Here is a 14133-nt window from a genome sequence, read left to right on the forward strand (position 1 = left end):
AAGACATTGAATGCCATCGTTTTAGCGGCCTCCCCGAGGGCAGACGGTGCGATCGGCCACGCTTTTTCTTGAGGTTTTGATCAGCGCACATGCCGCGCTCCATCGACGGGGTGGTAGTCCTCGCCGGTGGTTTCCTCGTAGACAATCGCTGGCAGTCCCGTTTCGAACATCGTCTGCAGGGCCTCCTTGAGGTAGGGATTCCAGCCCCCAGTGGTGACCTTGCCGTGGCGCACCGTCCAGTCCCAGGTTCCCTGCAGATCCCTGGGGATGCGGCCTTCGCGATCACGGCGGGCCACCAGATCCTGGGATTCCACGAGACCCACCAGGATCGGGTCTTTGCCGTAGGCGGGCGTGATGCTCAGCTCCAGCCTGACGGGGTCGTCCTTGGTTAAGTGGAGCCTGAAGCGGGGGGGCAACTTAAGGCTGCGCAGCACGGCTGCCACGATTCGGGTTCTCTGGTCCAACGTTTGGCCTCCGCCTGGAATCTGGTCTGCCCCATGGTTGTACCAGTTAGCGCGACCTGATCAGGCCATGAACCAGCTGGATCGGCACTGGCTGGAGCCCATTCAGTTGGTATCCGGGGGCACGGCAGAGCCCTCACTCTCACTGCTGAAACGCACGGTCATCAGGTCATCACGGATGAGTTGGCCGTCGCTGCCGATCAGTTCCGGGTGAATCGTCAAGCGTCCGGTGCGGTCGGCGTCTTGGGGACTTGGGCTTGGGAGGTTGTTGCTGCCGGTGCCATCACCCTGGCGAGGAACGGACGTGAAGCCCCGCGCCATCACCTGAAAGGCCTGGACGAGCAACAGCAGGAAGCAGGCTCCGTAAAGCAGGGGAAAAATCTGGTCCATGGGCGACACCATTCAGGGAGAAACAAATCAGGCCGACTCAATCAGGCCGGAGCTATTGGGCTGGCTGTGGCCTCTGCTGCCATCATTGCCTGGATGAGGCGCTTTGGGCGAGCCTCCAGGCCCACAGGCTGCTGCAGGCCGCTCCAAAAGCCAAAAAGAGGAGCAAAAGCGAGCTGGTATCCATGTCGATTAATAAATCTTCTTAAAGATTAGGCCCAAAGCCGCTGCAGCGTGGCAGGCCCTGTCAGGTGAGTGCTTCGGCTTGGCCGCGCACTTCGTCACATCTTCTGCGCCCTTTGTTCTCCCTTGGTTACGGCGTCTGCCGTTACGGTCGAGACAGTTGTTAGCTGTTCTCTATCAGTGGATCTGCGAAACATCCCGCGCCACGCCCTGCTGCCAGTGCTGCCCCTGGCCCTGGTGATCGCTTCCCCTGCCCTGATTCAGAGAGCCGACACGGCCCAGGCCCAGCAGGCCCCACGCAGCTCTGGGCTCTCCCGCCAGTCGTTCGTTACCGAGGCCGTCAACCGGGCGGGCCCTGCGGTGGTGACGATCGACACAGAACGGACGGTCACCAGCACCGGGCGCTCAAGGTTTCCCTCCCGGCTGATGGCAGACCCCCTGTTTCGGCAATTTTTTGGAGCGCCTCAGGCCCAACAACGCCCCAGCCAACGCACCGAGCGGGGCCTGGGCAGCGGTGTGATCTTTCAGGCCGACGGTCTGGTTCTCACCAATGCCCACGTCGTTGAGAAGAGCGACCGCGTTTTTGTGGGCCTCAAAGATGGACGTCGGGTGGAGGGCAAGGTGGTGGGCCTCGATTCGTTGACGGATCTGGCCTTGGTTCGCCTGATGGAGCCTGGACCCTGGCCGGTGGCCACCCTGGGCAATTCCGACGCCCTTCAAGTCGGGGATTGGGCGATTGCTGTCGGCAACCCGTTTGGGCTCGACAACACCGTGACGATGGGAATCATTAGCAACCTGAGTCGCAATGTCAGCCAGCTGGGGATCACCGACAAGCGTCTTGATCTGATTCAGACCGATGCGGCGATCAATCCAGGCAATTCCGGTGGGCCCCTGCTCAATGCCGATGGAGAGGTGGTGGGGATTAACACGCTGGTGCGCTCAGGCCCGGGAGCCGGGCTTGGCTTCGCAATCCCGATCAACCGTGCCCGCAGCATTGCCACCCAACTGCTGGCGACCGGATCGGTCAGCCACCCGATGATCGGCGTTGGCCTTGATCAGGCTCCTTCTGACCAGGGGCGTGGGGGCGGGCAGGGCGCGCTGGTTCGTTCCGTCCTGCCCGGCAGTCCCGCCTCACAAGCGGGTCTGAGACCAGGAGACGTGATCGTCTCCGCAGCGGGAACCCGGGTACCGGGGCCGGCTGAAATGATTTCGGCAGTGGAAAAAAATGGCGTCGGTAAGCCGATGGCCATCGGTATCCTGCGGGGTGGGTCCAGCCTGCAATTGCAAGTGATCCCAACTGAGATTGCCAGGTCCAACGAAGGCCGCTGAGGGAGATTCGGCGGCCTTAACTGGCTTCAACCGTCTTCAGAGAATGTCGGTTGCGCCGAAGGGAGGCTGGCTTTGCGGCTGAGTGGCTGGGCCCTCATCAGCGGGGGATGGTTGTTCGGACTGTCTCTTTGCTACGGCTGCGGCCAATCCCGGCGGAGTCCCCAGTTGTTGGCGCATCATCCACTCGGTGGCTGCCCGCTGGGACTGCCAGGCGTGCAGGAGCTGCTTCGCCAGACCACGCAGGGACTGGGCATCGCCTGTGGAATCGATGGCGCGTGTCATGCGCTCCAATTCAAACTTTTGACCCAGGCTGAGGGCGAGCGGTTCGGACATTCCAGGCATCGCGGTGGGGCTTTGAATCCACCTTAATGCTACGAAGTGTTTCGAGTGCTCTCGTAGCAACCGGCACACAGGTAAGGAATTCCTGTCAGGATGCCGCCACTTCGGCGGTGGTCCGGACCGCTTGGCTCTGGGTTTCAGTTGTTCGTCCGCAGCTCCTCCACGCAGGCGGTGATGCAGGTGCCGTCATCAAGGGAGCAGGTGGTGATGCATTCGAAGTAGGTCTCAACGGAATCCCACGCCTGATCGGCAGGAGCGGCAGGGGCAGGATTGAGATCGGCAGAGCCAGAGGAAGAACCGATGGGGGTGTTCATGGGAGGGATGCCCTAGTGGATTCCGTCAGGCTATGAACACCATTGGTGAAACACCAGAGAATTGAATATTTCTATTCACCGCTTGATGAAGTTATTTGTGCAAGCGCTTCAGCCCTTTGACTTGCTTCTGGCGGCGCGGGCTTTCTGCTTCTCGCGGTTGGCGCTCTTTTTGGCCTCCTGCAGCGAGGCGGTGGCGGCCGCCAGGCTCAGTTCCGCCTCTTCGGCCTTCTTGGCCTGGTAATAGGCGTAATCGCCGCGGTAGAGCACCAGCTCGCCGTCGCGGATCTCGACGATCCGGTTGGCCACCCGCGAGATGAAGTAACGGTCGTGGGAGACCAGCAGGGCCGCCCCTTCGTACTCACGCAGGGCGTCTTCGAGCATCTGTTTGGCAGGGATGTCGAGGTGGTTGGTGGGCTCATCGAGCACCAGCAGATTGCAGGGAGAGAGAAGCATCAGGGCCAGGGCGAGCCGTGCTTTCTCGCCACCGCTGAGTTTCCCTACCTCCTTGAACACCGCGTCGTTGCTGAAACAGAAACTGCCCAGCAGGGAGCGCACCTGGGTCTGGGTCCAATCCGGCACGGCCTCGAACAGGGTGTCGATCACCGTTTTGCCCAGATCCAGGGCCTCGGCCTGGTTCTGCTCGAAATAGCCGGCCACCACGTTGTGCTCCCCCAGTTGGGAGGTGCCCTCGTCGGGCTGCTCCAGCCCCATGATCAGGCGCAGCAGGGTGGATTTGCCTGCCCCATTGGGTCCCACGAAAGCGATGCGATCGCCCCGCTCCACTTCCAGGCCGGCGCCGAGAAACAGGATCGACTCGCCGTAGGCGTGGCTGAGGTTCTCGATCAGGGCTACCTGGCGCCCGGAGCGGGGGGCATCGGGAAAGCGGAACTTGGGGCCGGAGAGGCTCTCCACCGGGGCCTCGATCCGGTCCACTTTCTCCAGCAGTTTCTCGCGGCTCTTGGCCTGGGTGCTGCGGGTGGCACTGGCCCGGAATCGGTCGATGTAGGCCTGCTGGCTGGCCAGCTCCTTCTGCTGCCGGTCAAAGGCCGACTGGCTGGCCTCCCGCTCCAGCTGTTTCTGCTCCAGGTGCTGGCTGTAGTTGCCCAGATAGGTGCGGGCGATGCCGCGCTCGGTGGCCACGATCTGGTTGCAGACCCGATCGAGAAAGGTGCGGTCGTGGCTGACGACCACCAGGGGCACATCCCGCTCCACCAGGTAACCTTCCAGCCACTGGATGGTTTCCACATCCAGGTGGTTGGTGGGCTCATCAAGCAGCAGCAGGTCAGGGTCCTGCAACAGGATCTTGCCCAGGGCGATGCGCATCTGCCAGCCGCCTGAATAGTCGCCCACCGGCAGATCAGCCCCGCCGGGGGTGAAGCCGATCGTGGGCAGCAGTTTGTCGATGCGGGCTTCGAGTTCGTAGCCATGCAAAGACTCAAAGCGGCTGTGCAGCTTGCCGAGCTCCTCAATCAGCTCGTTGAGATGCTCTGGATCGCTGGCAGCCTGCTCACTGGCCATGGCGTGCTCCACCTGGTGCTGGCGGATCAGCACGTCGGCCGCTTCGCCGAAGGCCTGGAACAGTTCTTCGCGCACCGTTCGCGTCAGATCCACGTCGAACTCCTGCTTCAGGTAGGCGATGCGCGGATCGCCCTGGCGCACCACCTGGCCGCTGCTGGGCTCCTCCAACCCGGCGATCAAGCGCAGCTGGGTGGATTTCCCGGCTCCATTCACACCCACCAAGCCGATGCGGTCGCCCGGCTTCACCTCCCAGGTGACATCCCGCAGCACCTCGCCAGTGGGATAAAGCTTTGATACACGTTCCAGACGAAGCACAGGAAGGGGACTATCTGGGGATCTTTGCTTCCATCATCCCTGCCCGCTGATCCTTCGTCAGCCGCTTGGGCGATCACTCCCTTCACTCAGACTGGAATTCATTCGGCGCGGCTGCCCATGCTGGTCAAACGTCTGGAGCAATTGGCTGCCTTGGTGGTGGCCGCAGGGTTGGCGCTGGTCAGTTACTGGCTGTTTTTCAGTTGGGCCCAGGGAGATCGGGCTCCACGGCCGCAGCCTCGGCTGACTCCGCCAGCCTCGGCTCCATCTCCAGCCTCTGGTTCTTCTTCTGGACCTTCCTCAGCAAGCCCGACGGCGAGGCCCTAGAGCCCGCCTCTGGCCTTGATCAGCCATTGCTTGGTGTCGTCATCGAGGGAGGCGAGATGCTCCTTGACAGCAGCTTCTGAAACGGGCAAATCCCAGTCTTGGCCAAGGGCGAGGATCGTGTTGATGGTTCCCTTGGGATCTTGAAGAGCCTGCCTGAACAGGGTTTTCGTGAGCTCCTCATCGGCTCTGATCCGTTCGTAGAGGCGAGCGGCATTGGTTTCGGTCATGGAATGGCTCTGGGGCGGCCACGCTGAACGCTGGCCAGACCCTATGGGTGGGTGCCCTGTTTTCACCAAGTTCCGAGCCGGTTGTTGGATTTTGGCAACATGCCACGGCCTGATGCCACGGCCTGATGTCCTGGCCTACTCAGGCGGCGCAGGGTGGTTCGACCTCGAGATGGGCAACGGCGGAGGTGTCTTCCACTTCCATGCTGCGGGCATCAAGGCAAAGCACCTTGCGCAGTTGAGCGTAATTAGCGGCCAGGGGCTGGTGTCCTTCCTGGTTGGCGGCGTATTCGGCCCGCTGCAGGATGTGGTGGAGATGGGTGAGCAGGTAGGTGCTGATCACCGCTGAAACCTGCACATCGCTCTGTCCGGCGACCCTCTGTTCGGCGCTGCGCTGGCCCGAGCCCCTCTGGCCGCTGGCCTTGGCCGTGGAGTTGTTGGCCTTGCTGGTGGCGCCACGAGCTGCTGATCTGACAGCCGCTGACCTGCCCCGTGCCGGCTTGGTGGCCGCTGGATTGCTTGTGTCCAGATTCGTGCTTGCGGCCGCCCTAGCGGGCTGGCCTGACGACGCGGAGCCAGCGGCCTTGTTCACTGCTGCGGTACCCATGCTTTGGAGCCCGGCTCGCTCTGGGTTGCCGAGGGCCTGGCGTGCGGACTGGGTGGAGGCCTTGCTCATGGCGGGACTCATCAAGGTGCCTATGGCAGGTAGGCAGATGGGCTCAAGCATAGTGCTGGATAGTATCCCTGGGGATCTCTGTACACTCAGTGGTACTTCGTCTGATCCCTGAGGCCTTGGCCACCCGTCAGACCTCTACGAGCGGCCGGCCCAAGTCCCCTCGGGTCCAGGTGGTGCTTCCGGAAGATTTATGTGAGCGCCTCAATGCGGCCGCAGACAGTGAATCCCGCACGGTCAGCAACATGGCCAAAGTGCTGATCCAGCAGGGTCTCGATCGCCTCGATCAGGCCCGCCAGACCCAGGCTGGCGTTGGGGCTCTGGCCAAGGAAAAGGCGGTTGATTCAGCCATGCCCGCCGAGCGCTTCCGCACGGTGCTCGAGCAACAGGAGCTTCAGACGCCGAGACGATTGCGCGGTTTGCCGAAACGTGTGCGTCTGTACCGCCCCAGCCGTTGAGCGGCTCCCGGGTGAGCGCAGACCCCGAGAACTGCTGCCTGCTCCGCTCCGGTCACGGAAGGCAGGGATCCGTGGTGTTCCTGCTGATGCCACCAGGCCAGCAGGGCGAAAGCAAGAGCTTCCCGGTCTGTTTCGCCGATGCCCAGATCGGCCAGTGGCCGCACCCAGAGGCCCCGGCAACGGTGGCGAAGCTGGTTGATCAAGGTGCCATTTCTGGCCCCACCCCCGGCCACGACCAATTCGAGCGGCCCGGGGCCTGGGCTGCGCGCCAGGTCAGCGGCCACCACTGCGGCGCTGAAAGCGGTCAGCGTTGCCAGGGCGTCGGACTGGGCCTGGTGATTGTCCAAGGTGCCGCAGGCGCCGGCGAGAGTGGCCAGCCGCTGGTTCAGGTCGTCTTCGCCGAACACTTCTCGCCCGGTTGATTTTGGTGGCGGAGTCTGGAAATAGGACTCGGCCAGCCAGCGCCGAATCACGTCTTCATGGACGCGGCCCTGGGCGGCCCAGCGGCCATCGGCATCAAAGCGTTGCTTGCCCTGGCTGAAACGATTCACCGCCAGGTCGATCAAGGTATTGGCCGGGCCGCAGTCCCAGCCGAGCACGTCACTGAACCGCTCCGGTCCCGTCGCTGGAGGCAGCAGGGTCAGGTTGGCGATGCCGCCGAGGTTGAGCAGGGCACGCCAGCCGCCGATCGCTGGCAGTAGGGCGGCATCGGCGGCCGGCACGAGCGGTGCCCCATGGCCACCGAGGGCGAGGTCGTGGCTGCGCAGATCAAAGACCACCGGGCGCTGCAGCAATTCAGCCAGCAAGGGAGCCTGGAGCAGCTGCCAGCTACACCCCCGCCGCAAGCCATCAGGTGGGCGATGCCAGAGGGTCTGACCGTGACAGCCCACCAGGCTGGCGAGGCCGTCCGGGTCGCAAAGGCGGGCGCAGTCAGCCTGGACTTCGGTCACGGCTTCAGCCAGGTTCAGCACCGTGGCCGCCGTGGCTGCCTGGCCCTGGCCGATGGAGATCAGTTGCTGCTGAAGCGCTTCTGGATAAGGAAGGAACTGGCTCTTGAGCAGGCGCCAGCGGGGGCGGGCTCTGGGGCCGGCGAACGACACCAGAACGGCGTCAACACCATCGGCGCTGGTGCCGCTCATCAAGCCCAGAACCGTGGTTGGCTTCACGTCTGGGGCAACCCTTCAAGAGCCTTGATGGTTCCCATCACCACCAGCAGGTCACCCTCGCTGAGCACATGGGACGCGGGTGGATTCACCGACAGATTGTTCACAGGCCCGGCTGCCAGGAGGTTCACTTCGTAGTTCTTGCGCAGGTTCAGATCGCGCAGGGATTGGCCGATGAACGACTGGGGAACCTTGATCTCTTCGATGCTGTTGCGATCGTCAAGGCGGAGGCGATCCAGCAGGTTGGGGCGCATCAGCTGGCGACCCAGCTCCTCGCCCTGCATCCGCGAGGGAAACACCACCTTGTCGGCGCCGACGCGGCGCAGCATTTTTTCGTGAAGGTCGGTGGTGGCCCGGGCGATCACCTGTCTCACCCGGCTGCCGTCGCTGTCCTTGACGATCAAAGTGGCGGTGATGCTGGCTTCGATCGGTTCACTGATGCCGATCACCACGGTGTCGAGTTCAAGCACTCCGGCGGCCCGCAGGGCCTCCTCTTCCGTGCAGTCGAGCACCCGGCCTTCGATGGCCGGGTCCACCTGGCGGAGTTCATCGATGGCGCGCTGGCTCCTGTCGACAACCAGCACATCGGCCCCACAGCGAACCAGTTCCTTACTGACGGCCCGGCCAAAACGGCCGGCTCCGATCACCGCAAAGCTGTTCGGTTGGCTTGAGGAAATCCCCTGCCATTGCCACCAGTTGGTCATCGAGCGTCGGAGAGGCAGGCGTCATTCTGAAACCTGCCCGATCCCGGCGGCATGGTGAGGGCGTCCAAGCCAACCGAAACCTGCCGAAGGGGAGGCTCAGCGATTGGGCTGGGGTGTGGTGCGCAGGTAGGGCTTGATCTCCGTGACTCCCTTAGGGAATTTCACCCGGGCATCGTCGGTGGAAATCGAAGGCACCACAACGCAGTCTTCGCCGTCCTTCCAGTTCACCGGCGTGGCCACCTGGTGGTGGTCGGTGAGCTGGAGGGAATCGATCACCCGCAGAATCTCATCAAAGTTCCGGCCGGTGCTGGCGGGATAGGTGATCTGCAGCCGCAGTTTCTTGTTCGGATCGATGATGAACACCGAACGCACGGTCAGATTGTTGAGGGCCTTGGGATGGATCATCCCGTACAGCTCGCTCACCGATTTATCGGCATCGGCCAGGATCGGGTAATCGACGCTGGTGCTCTGGGTTTCGTTGATGTCGCCGATCCAGCCCTTGTGGCTTTCGGCGGAATCAACGCTCAGGGCGATGGTTTTGACGTTGCGCTTCTCCCACTCCGGGCGCAGCCGCGAGACTTCGCCCAGCTCGGTGGTGCAGACCGGGGTGTAGTCGGCGGGGTGCGAAAACAGCACGACCCAGCTCTCTCCGGCGTAGTCGTAGAGGTTGATCGGGCCCTGTTGCGAATCCTGGGTGAAATCGGGAACGGTGTCACCGAGCTGAAGGGCCATGGAACAAAGAAGAATCAGCTTCCTATGCTGCCACAACCGCTACAGCCCATTCTGGTGCGTGGTTCGGCGTTGAAAGCAGGGCTGCCTACAAGCCTGTCTCAAAGGTTGAACTGCCGGCAGATCAGCCAGGGCACCAGGACGGTCATCAACAGGGTCAGCGGGAATCCGTAGCGGGCCACATCAAGGAAGCGATAGCGACCTGGACCGAAAACCATCAAGTTGGTCTGGTAGCCCACGGGGCTGAGAAAGCTCTGGCTGGCACCGAACAGCACGGCGAAGATGAAGGCCATCGGTGGCATCCCGAAGCCGATGGCCACCTTGGCCGCTATCGGGATCACCATCGCAATGGTGGCGGCATTGCTCATCACCTCCGTCAGCAGGGTGGTGAACAGGAAAATGGCAGCCAGGGCCCAGTAGGCCGGCAAGTTGCGCAGGCCATCAAGCAGCGTATTGGCCACGGCTTCGGCCAGTCCGGTCTTCTCGAGGGCGACGCTGAAGCTGCTCAGGGATCCCAGCAGCAGAATCACATCAAGCCGGATGGATCGCAGCATTTCACCGGTGCGCAGGCAGCCGGTGGCCACCATCGCCACGGTGCCCAGCAGCACCGACGCCACCAGAGGCAGCACCTTGAAGCTGGGCAGGAGGATCACCAGCACCGCGATGAGGATCGCCACCCCTTTGCGGCTCACGGTGGGCAGATCGTCCTCGATCTGCTCGAGAACGATCAGGTCATTGGTGCCCTGCAGGCCTCGGATGGCGTCTTGGGGGCCTTGCAGTAGCAGCACGTCGCCTTCCCTCAGGGTGGCCTTGCCAAGCCGCTCGCGCAGAACCACATTGCCGCGACGCAGTGCCAGAACGGTGGCGTTGTAGCGCTGGCGGAAGCGCAGTTCTCGCAGGCTCTGGCCCGCCAGGGTCGAACCTGCGGGTAGCAGAACCTCCACCATCCTCAGATGGCTCAGCTCCTGGGGAGCCAAGACGTCGTCTGCGGCTTCAGGAACGGGAGCCAGAACGATGGTGCGCTCCTGTTGCAGCCGAAGCAGGTCGGCGCGGGTGCAACGCAGCACCAGGCGATCGCCTTCCATCAAGCTGCGGTCGGCCAGCGGTGGGGTGTGACGCTCCTCCTGGCGATGGAGTTCGAGCACGTCGACGTCGAAGCGACGCTGCAGGCGGGTGCGATGCAACGACTTGCCCACCAGCTCCGAGCCCGGGGGGATCAGTACTTCGGTGAGATAGCCGCTGAAGCTGCCCACCAGGTCGTTGTTATTGGCGCCGCGATCCGGCAGGAAGCGGTCGGAGAGCAGCACCATGGTGAGGCTGCCCGCCAGCCAGACGCCAATGCCGATCGGCGTGAATGTGAACAGATCGAAGCTGCCGTAGCCGAGTTTGCTGCTCACTTCGCTGGCCAGCAGGTTCACTGAGCTGCCGATCAGGGTGAGTGTTCCCCCCAGAACCGTGGCAAACGAGAGCGGCAGCAGCACCTTCGAGGGAGAGATGCCGCGGCGATGGCACCAGCCCTCGATCACCGGCAGCAGGGAGGCCACGATCGGTGTGTTGGGCACGAAGGCTGAAACCGGCGCCACCAGAGTGGTGAGCAGCAGAATCATGCGCTTGGGGCTGCGGACCGCATCGGAGCCGATCAGCCCTCGGAGCTGATCGAGGCCACCGGAGCGAAACAGGCCGGCAGAGATCGCGAACAGACCCAGCACCGTGAGCAGGGCCGGACTGCCGAAACCCTCCAGAGCTTCTCCAGGCTGGAGCACGCCCGTGGCCATCAGCAAGCCGACGACCAGCAGACCGGTGACTTCCGGGGCCAGCCATCCGCTGATGAACAAGACCATGGAGCCCACCAACACCACCAATGTGATCAAGGCGTCAGGCGCCAAGGCGGTTTGGAGGAAGGCGTTCAATGAGCTGAACGTTATGGATGATTGAATCTACTGTTGAGCCTTGGAACCCAGTCTTCAGTGTCGGGATCCTGATCAAATCCCAAGGACTTGATATAAGTTTGATTGCAGCTAGAGGCTGGGTAAATGCACCGAACGGTGATCGCCGTTTGGTGCATTTGCCTTCGTGATTGCCGATGAAGTTCAGGCAGTATCTGATCGTCTGCTGGCATGGTTGCGTCGCTGGCTTGACGTTCGTTCAGGCCAGAAGCGTTGCGCAGGTTCAGGAACAGGATTCTCCCCTGAGACTGGCTAAATTGGTTGGTTGTTGCGCTCTTGCTATGGCCGCGACGTTGGTTCGGCCATGGGTTGGTTCGGCTATGGGCCAACGGGGGCATCGGCTTGAGGCAAGGCCACTTGGCGATGGAGAGGGCTCTCAAGGTCTTAATGCGATGAGTCGGGTCTGCCCGGCAAGGCTCGCTGCACTCACTGAAAACAATTTCAATCTCATAAGTTGTGAGCGAGATGCATCGCTACGGCGAATCCTGCTCCAGCCGTGCCGATGGAGCAGTGGGGGTGGTTGTGTATGTTTTGATATGCAACCTTGGCTGCTTGCTGGCACCATTTCTCCATTCGGCACGGTAGTGGCCTGCTGGAGGAGGATAATCCAGTTCTCAAGAACAATTCTCAAGAACAATGCTGGAGACAAGCGGATAGTCCGCAATTTTTGATCTCCAGAATCAATGCCGAAGAGTGAGGTGTCATCGAACTGGCCGGGCCATCGCCATCCTTGATTTCTGGCTTCGAATCTGGAGCGATCAGATCAATCCTTCTGCTGAGCCGGAGGCAGCAGCCACTCCCGCAGGCGGTGCAATCCCAGTCCGGCGGTGGCGGAAACGAAAAGAACATTCGGGCTGATCGCCTCGGCGCGTTCCAGTTCGATGGCCGGGCAGCGATCGATCTGATTGCCGATCACCTGGCGGGGGGCCTGGCTGCCAAGCGAATCGAGGATCGCGTGGACGGTGCGCAGTTGTTCGGACCAGGCGGGATCGGAGAGATCCACCACGATCAGCAAGCCATCGGCCTCCAGGGTTTCCTCCAAGGTGGAGCGGAAGGCTTCCAGCAGCGGTGGGGGGAGCTCCCGGATGAACCCCACCGTGTCGGTGAGCAGTAGCCGTTGGCTGGTGCCGCCTGGCTGATGGGAGTCCAGCCGTCGCGTGGTGGGATCGAGGGTGGCGAAGAGCTTGTTCTCGGCCAGAACCCCTTCCCCTCCCTCGGGCGTGGTGAGGACATTGAGAAGGGAGCTCTTGCCGGCGTTGGTGTAACCCACCAGGGCCAGCCGGCGCACACCAGCTCGCCCCTGGCGCAGGCGTGCGCGGTGGTCACCCAGCCGCCTGACCTCCGCCTGCAGCCGATCGATGCGGCTGGCGATGACGCGGCGGTCCTTCTCCAGTTGGGTTTCGCCAGGTCCCCGGGTGCCGATTCCTCCCCCCTGACGTGACAGGCTCTGGCCGCGGCCACTCAGCCTCGGCAGTCGGTAGCGCAATTGGGCCAGTTCCACCTGCAGGCGCCCGGCGCTGCTGGCGGCCCGCTGGGCAAAGATGTCGAGGATCAGTTCGCTGCGGTCGCTCACCGGCAGATCCAGCAGGCGCTCGAGGTGTCGGGTCTGGAAGGGGCTGAGTTCCCGATCGGTGACTACCAGGCTGGCCTCCAGCCGCCGGGCTTCCAGGGCGGCCTCCCGCAGCTTTCCATCGCCCCAGATGGTCTGGGCTCCCGCTGGGTGACGTTTCTGCCGGACCAGTCCCACCGGCAGGCCGCCGGCACTGCGCACCAGTCCCTCCAGCTCGGCGATCTCCCGTTGACTGGCCTCGCTGTCCTGCCCGACCAAGGCCAGCAGCAGGACCCTCTCCGGCCCTGGCTTCTGCTCACCCTTGATGGCCTCCGCCCCATTGTTGGCAAGGGTCGCTGGCGTGGCCATGGGGTCACTCAGCTCGCTGAGATCTCCTTCCAGCTGCACCTGCCAGGGCTGGCCCTCCTGGTGGCTGGGTCGGTAGCAGCAGGCCGGCCAATGGCCACCGGCGGCGGCTTGCTGGGGGAAGCGCAGCCAGTGGATGGGTCTGAGGTCGAGACCCACCAACGCCTCACTCCCCAGGGGCTCCAAGCCAGGCCCCCGCCCCACGCAGCTGATCAGTCGCCAGGCCTGACCATGGCGCCGCTCCGAGCCGGGCAGCCGATCGAGCAAGCGTCCGGATTGCTCCAGGGGGCCGACCCAGAGCAGCCGGCAGAGCCCACGCCCATCCACCACTAGACTGAGCGGCAGATCCAGTTCCCGCGATTCGGCGGCGAGGCGTTGCAGGCAGAGCAGATCGGCCCCACCGGCTTCCGGATGGCGGCGCTGGGATAGCCGCTCCAGCCGCCGCTTCTGGGCCGGACGCAGGCCACTGACCCGACCGAGCAGAACGGCCTGTTTCAAGGCCGGAGGATCCGTAGGCAGATCACACCGGCGGCCATGGCGGCCTGCTCGTCTTCGGGGCTGTCGCCCACGTGCCAGACCTCGCTGGGCTGGAGGCCGATGGCCTCGATGGCGAGCTGCAAGGGAATCGGGCTGGGCTTGGCCGCACCGGCCGCACTCGAGACGATCACCGTTTCGAGGAGGCCATCGAGTTCGAGCCCCGCCAGGATCGCGCCGAGCCGTTGGTCAAAATTGCTGACCACCGCCAGACGCAGCCCAGCCTCATGCCAGCGCCGCAGAGGCTCGATCACATCGGGGTAGATCTGCCAGAGGCCGGCATCGGCGAACCGATCGAACAGCTCCCGTTCCAGGTTGGGCGTGCTCGAGCACGCACCGCTGGCGCTGAACACCTCGGCAATCCGCTCCCCCCACCACCGACGTTCTGCCTCAAGCAAGGCTTCTCCGGCCAGGCCAGGGAAGGCCAGGGGGGGGGCCTGGGGGTAAACGGCCGCGAAGGCCCGATCGATCGCCTCGGCTTCCGCCGCGATCCCGTGGTCAGCCGCCAGCTCCGCGTAGGTGTTGCCAACGGATCGACGCAGGCCGATCAAGGTCCCCATGGCATCGAGCAACAGGCCACGGGGCTTGGCCAGAGCGAGGGGCGATGGGATCACAAC

General features: G+C 63.4%; 14 protein-coding genes. 2 read left to right on the forward strand and 12 right to left on the reverse strand.

Translation table 11 applies throughout. The features are described 5' to 3' along the window. Positions 1 to 80: 80 nt before the first annotated feature. Positions 81 to 464 (reverse strand): DUF8663 family protein, encoded by a 384-nt coding sequence (locus ACXMDM_RS06185; RefSeq protein WP_071801026.1) that lies wholly within the window; start codon positions 462 to 464, stop codon positions 81 to 83. 102 nt (positions 465 to 566) lie between these two features. Continuing rightward, on the reverse strand, positions 567 to 851 hold the full coding sequence (locus ACXMDM_RS06190) for a DUF2973 domain-containing protein (protein ID WP_233830613.1): 285 nt from the start codon (positions 849 to 851) through the stop codon (positions 567 to 569). Positions 852 to 1217: 366 nt separating this feature from the next. On the opposite strand from ACXMDM_RS06190, the gene ACXMDM_RS06195 reads away from it, so the two are divergent. Next, positions 1218 to 2360: a trypsin-like peptidase domain-containing protein gene (locus ACXMDM_RS06195; RefSeq protein ID WP_370454135.1), complete on the forward strand. Its 1143-nt coding sequence runs from the start codon at positions 1218 to 1220 to the stop codon at positions 2358 to 2360. 476 nt (positions 2361 to 2836) lie between these two features. Here the strand turns inward: ACXMDM_RS06195 and ACXMDM_RS06200 are convergent, their stop codons facing one another. The 4 genes from ACXMDM_RS06200 to ACXMDM_RS06215 form a co-directional block, all read right to left on the reverse strand. Further along, positions 2837 to 3013 carry a DUF8642 family protein gene (locus ACXMDM_RS06200; RefSeq protein ID WP_162922867.1) on the reverse strand — a complete coding sequence of 59 codons (177 nt, stop codon included), beginning with the start codon at positions 3011 to 3013 and terminating at the stop codon, positions 2837 to 2839. Positions 3014 to 3121: 108 nt separating this feature from the next. Continuing rightward, complete coding sequence (gene abc-f, locus ACXMDM_RS06205) at positions 3122 to 4846, reverse strand: ribosomal protection-like ABC-F family protein (RefSeq protein WP_071801029.1); 1725 nt, start codon at positions 4844 to 4846, stop codon at positions 3122 to 3124. A 320-nt stretch (positions 4847 to 5166) separates the two neighbouring features. Continuing rightward, a complete protein-coding gene (locus ACXMDM_RS06210) occupies positions 5167 to 5397 on the reverse strand; it encodes a DUF8665 family protein (RefSeq protein ID WP_071801031.1) in 231 nt (76 codons plus the stop codon). 139 nt (positions 5398 to 5536) lie between these two features. Next, positions 5537 to 6070 (reverse strand): DUF8682 family protein, encoded by a 534-nt coding sequence (locus tag ACXMDM_RS06215; protein ID WP_370454131.1) that lies wholly within the window; start codon positions 6068 to 6070, stop codon positions 5537 to 5539. Between the two features lie 116 nt (positions 6071 to 6186). Between ACXMDM_RS06215 and ACXMDM_RS06220 the strand changes: the two genes are divergently transcribed. Further along, entirely contained in the window at positions 6187 to 6525 is a 339-nt protein-coding gene (locus tag ACXMDM_RS06220; protein ID WP_071802171.1) for a ribbon-helix-helix domain-containing protein, read from the forward strand. Here ACXMDM_RS06220 and ACXMDM_RS06225 read toward each other — a convergent pair. The 6 genes from ACXMDM_RS06225 to ACXMDM_RS06250 all read right to left on the reverse strand — a co-directional run bounded on the left by ACXMDM_RS06225 (position 6462) and on the right by ACXMDM_RS06250 (position 14130). After that, the gene (locus ACXMDM_RS06225; RefSeq protein WP_083544650.1) at positions 6462 to 7664 is read right to left on the reverse strand and encodes an anhydro-N-acetylmuramic acid kinase; all 1203 of its coding nucleotides are present in this window, start codon (positions 7662 to 7664) and stop codon (positions 6462 to 6464) included. The two genes, ACXMDM_RS06220 and ACXMDM_RS06225, sit on opposite strands and share 64 nt — an antisense overlap. A gap of 23 nt (positions 7665 to 7687) precedes the next feature. Next, entirely contained in the window at positions 7688 to 8392 is a 705-nt protein-coding gene (locus ACXMDM_RS06230; RefSeq protein ID WP_071801033.1) for a potassium channel family protein, read from the reverse strand. A gap of 96 nt (positions 8393 to 8488) precedes the next feature. Next, entirely contained in the window at positions 8489 to 9124 is a 636-nt protein-coding gene (locus ACXMDM_RS06235) for a peroxiredoxin (protein ID WP_071801034.1), read from the reverse strand. Between the two features lie 98 nt (positions 9125 to 9222). Continuing rightward, positions 9223 to 10962 carry an SLC13 family permease gene (locus ACXMDM_RS06240; RefSeq protein ID WP_233831316.1) on the reverse strand — a complete coding sequence of 580 codons (1740 nt, stop codon included), beginning with the start codon at positions 10960 to 10962 and terminating at the stop codon, positions 9223 to 9225. Positions 10963 to 11830: 868 nt separating this feature from the next. Next, positions 11831 to 13480 carry a GTPase HflX gene (gene hflX / locus ACXMDM_RS06245; RefSeq protein WP_071801036.1) on the reverse strand — a complete coding sequence of 550 codons (1650 nt, stop codon included), beginning with the start codon at positions 13478 to 13480 and terminating at the stop codon, positions 11831 to 11833. After that, a complete protein-coding gene (locus ACXMDM_RS06250; protein ID WP_499570279.1) occupies positions 13477 to 14130 on the reverse strand; it encodes an HAD-IA family hydrolase in 654 nt (217 codons plus the stop codon). Before ACXMDM_RS06250 ends, hflX begins: the two co-directional genes overlap by 4 nt. Positions 14131 to 14133 lie beyond the last annotated feature (3 nt).

Source organism: Synechococcus sp. CS-603 (assembly GCF_977929215.1).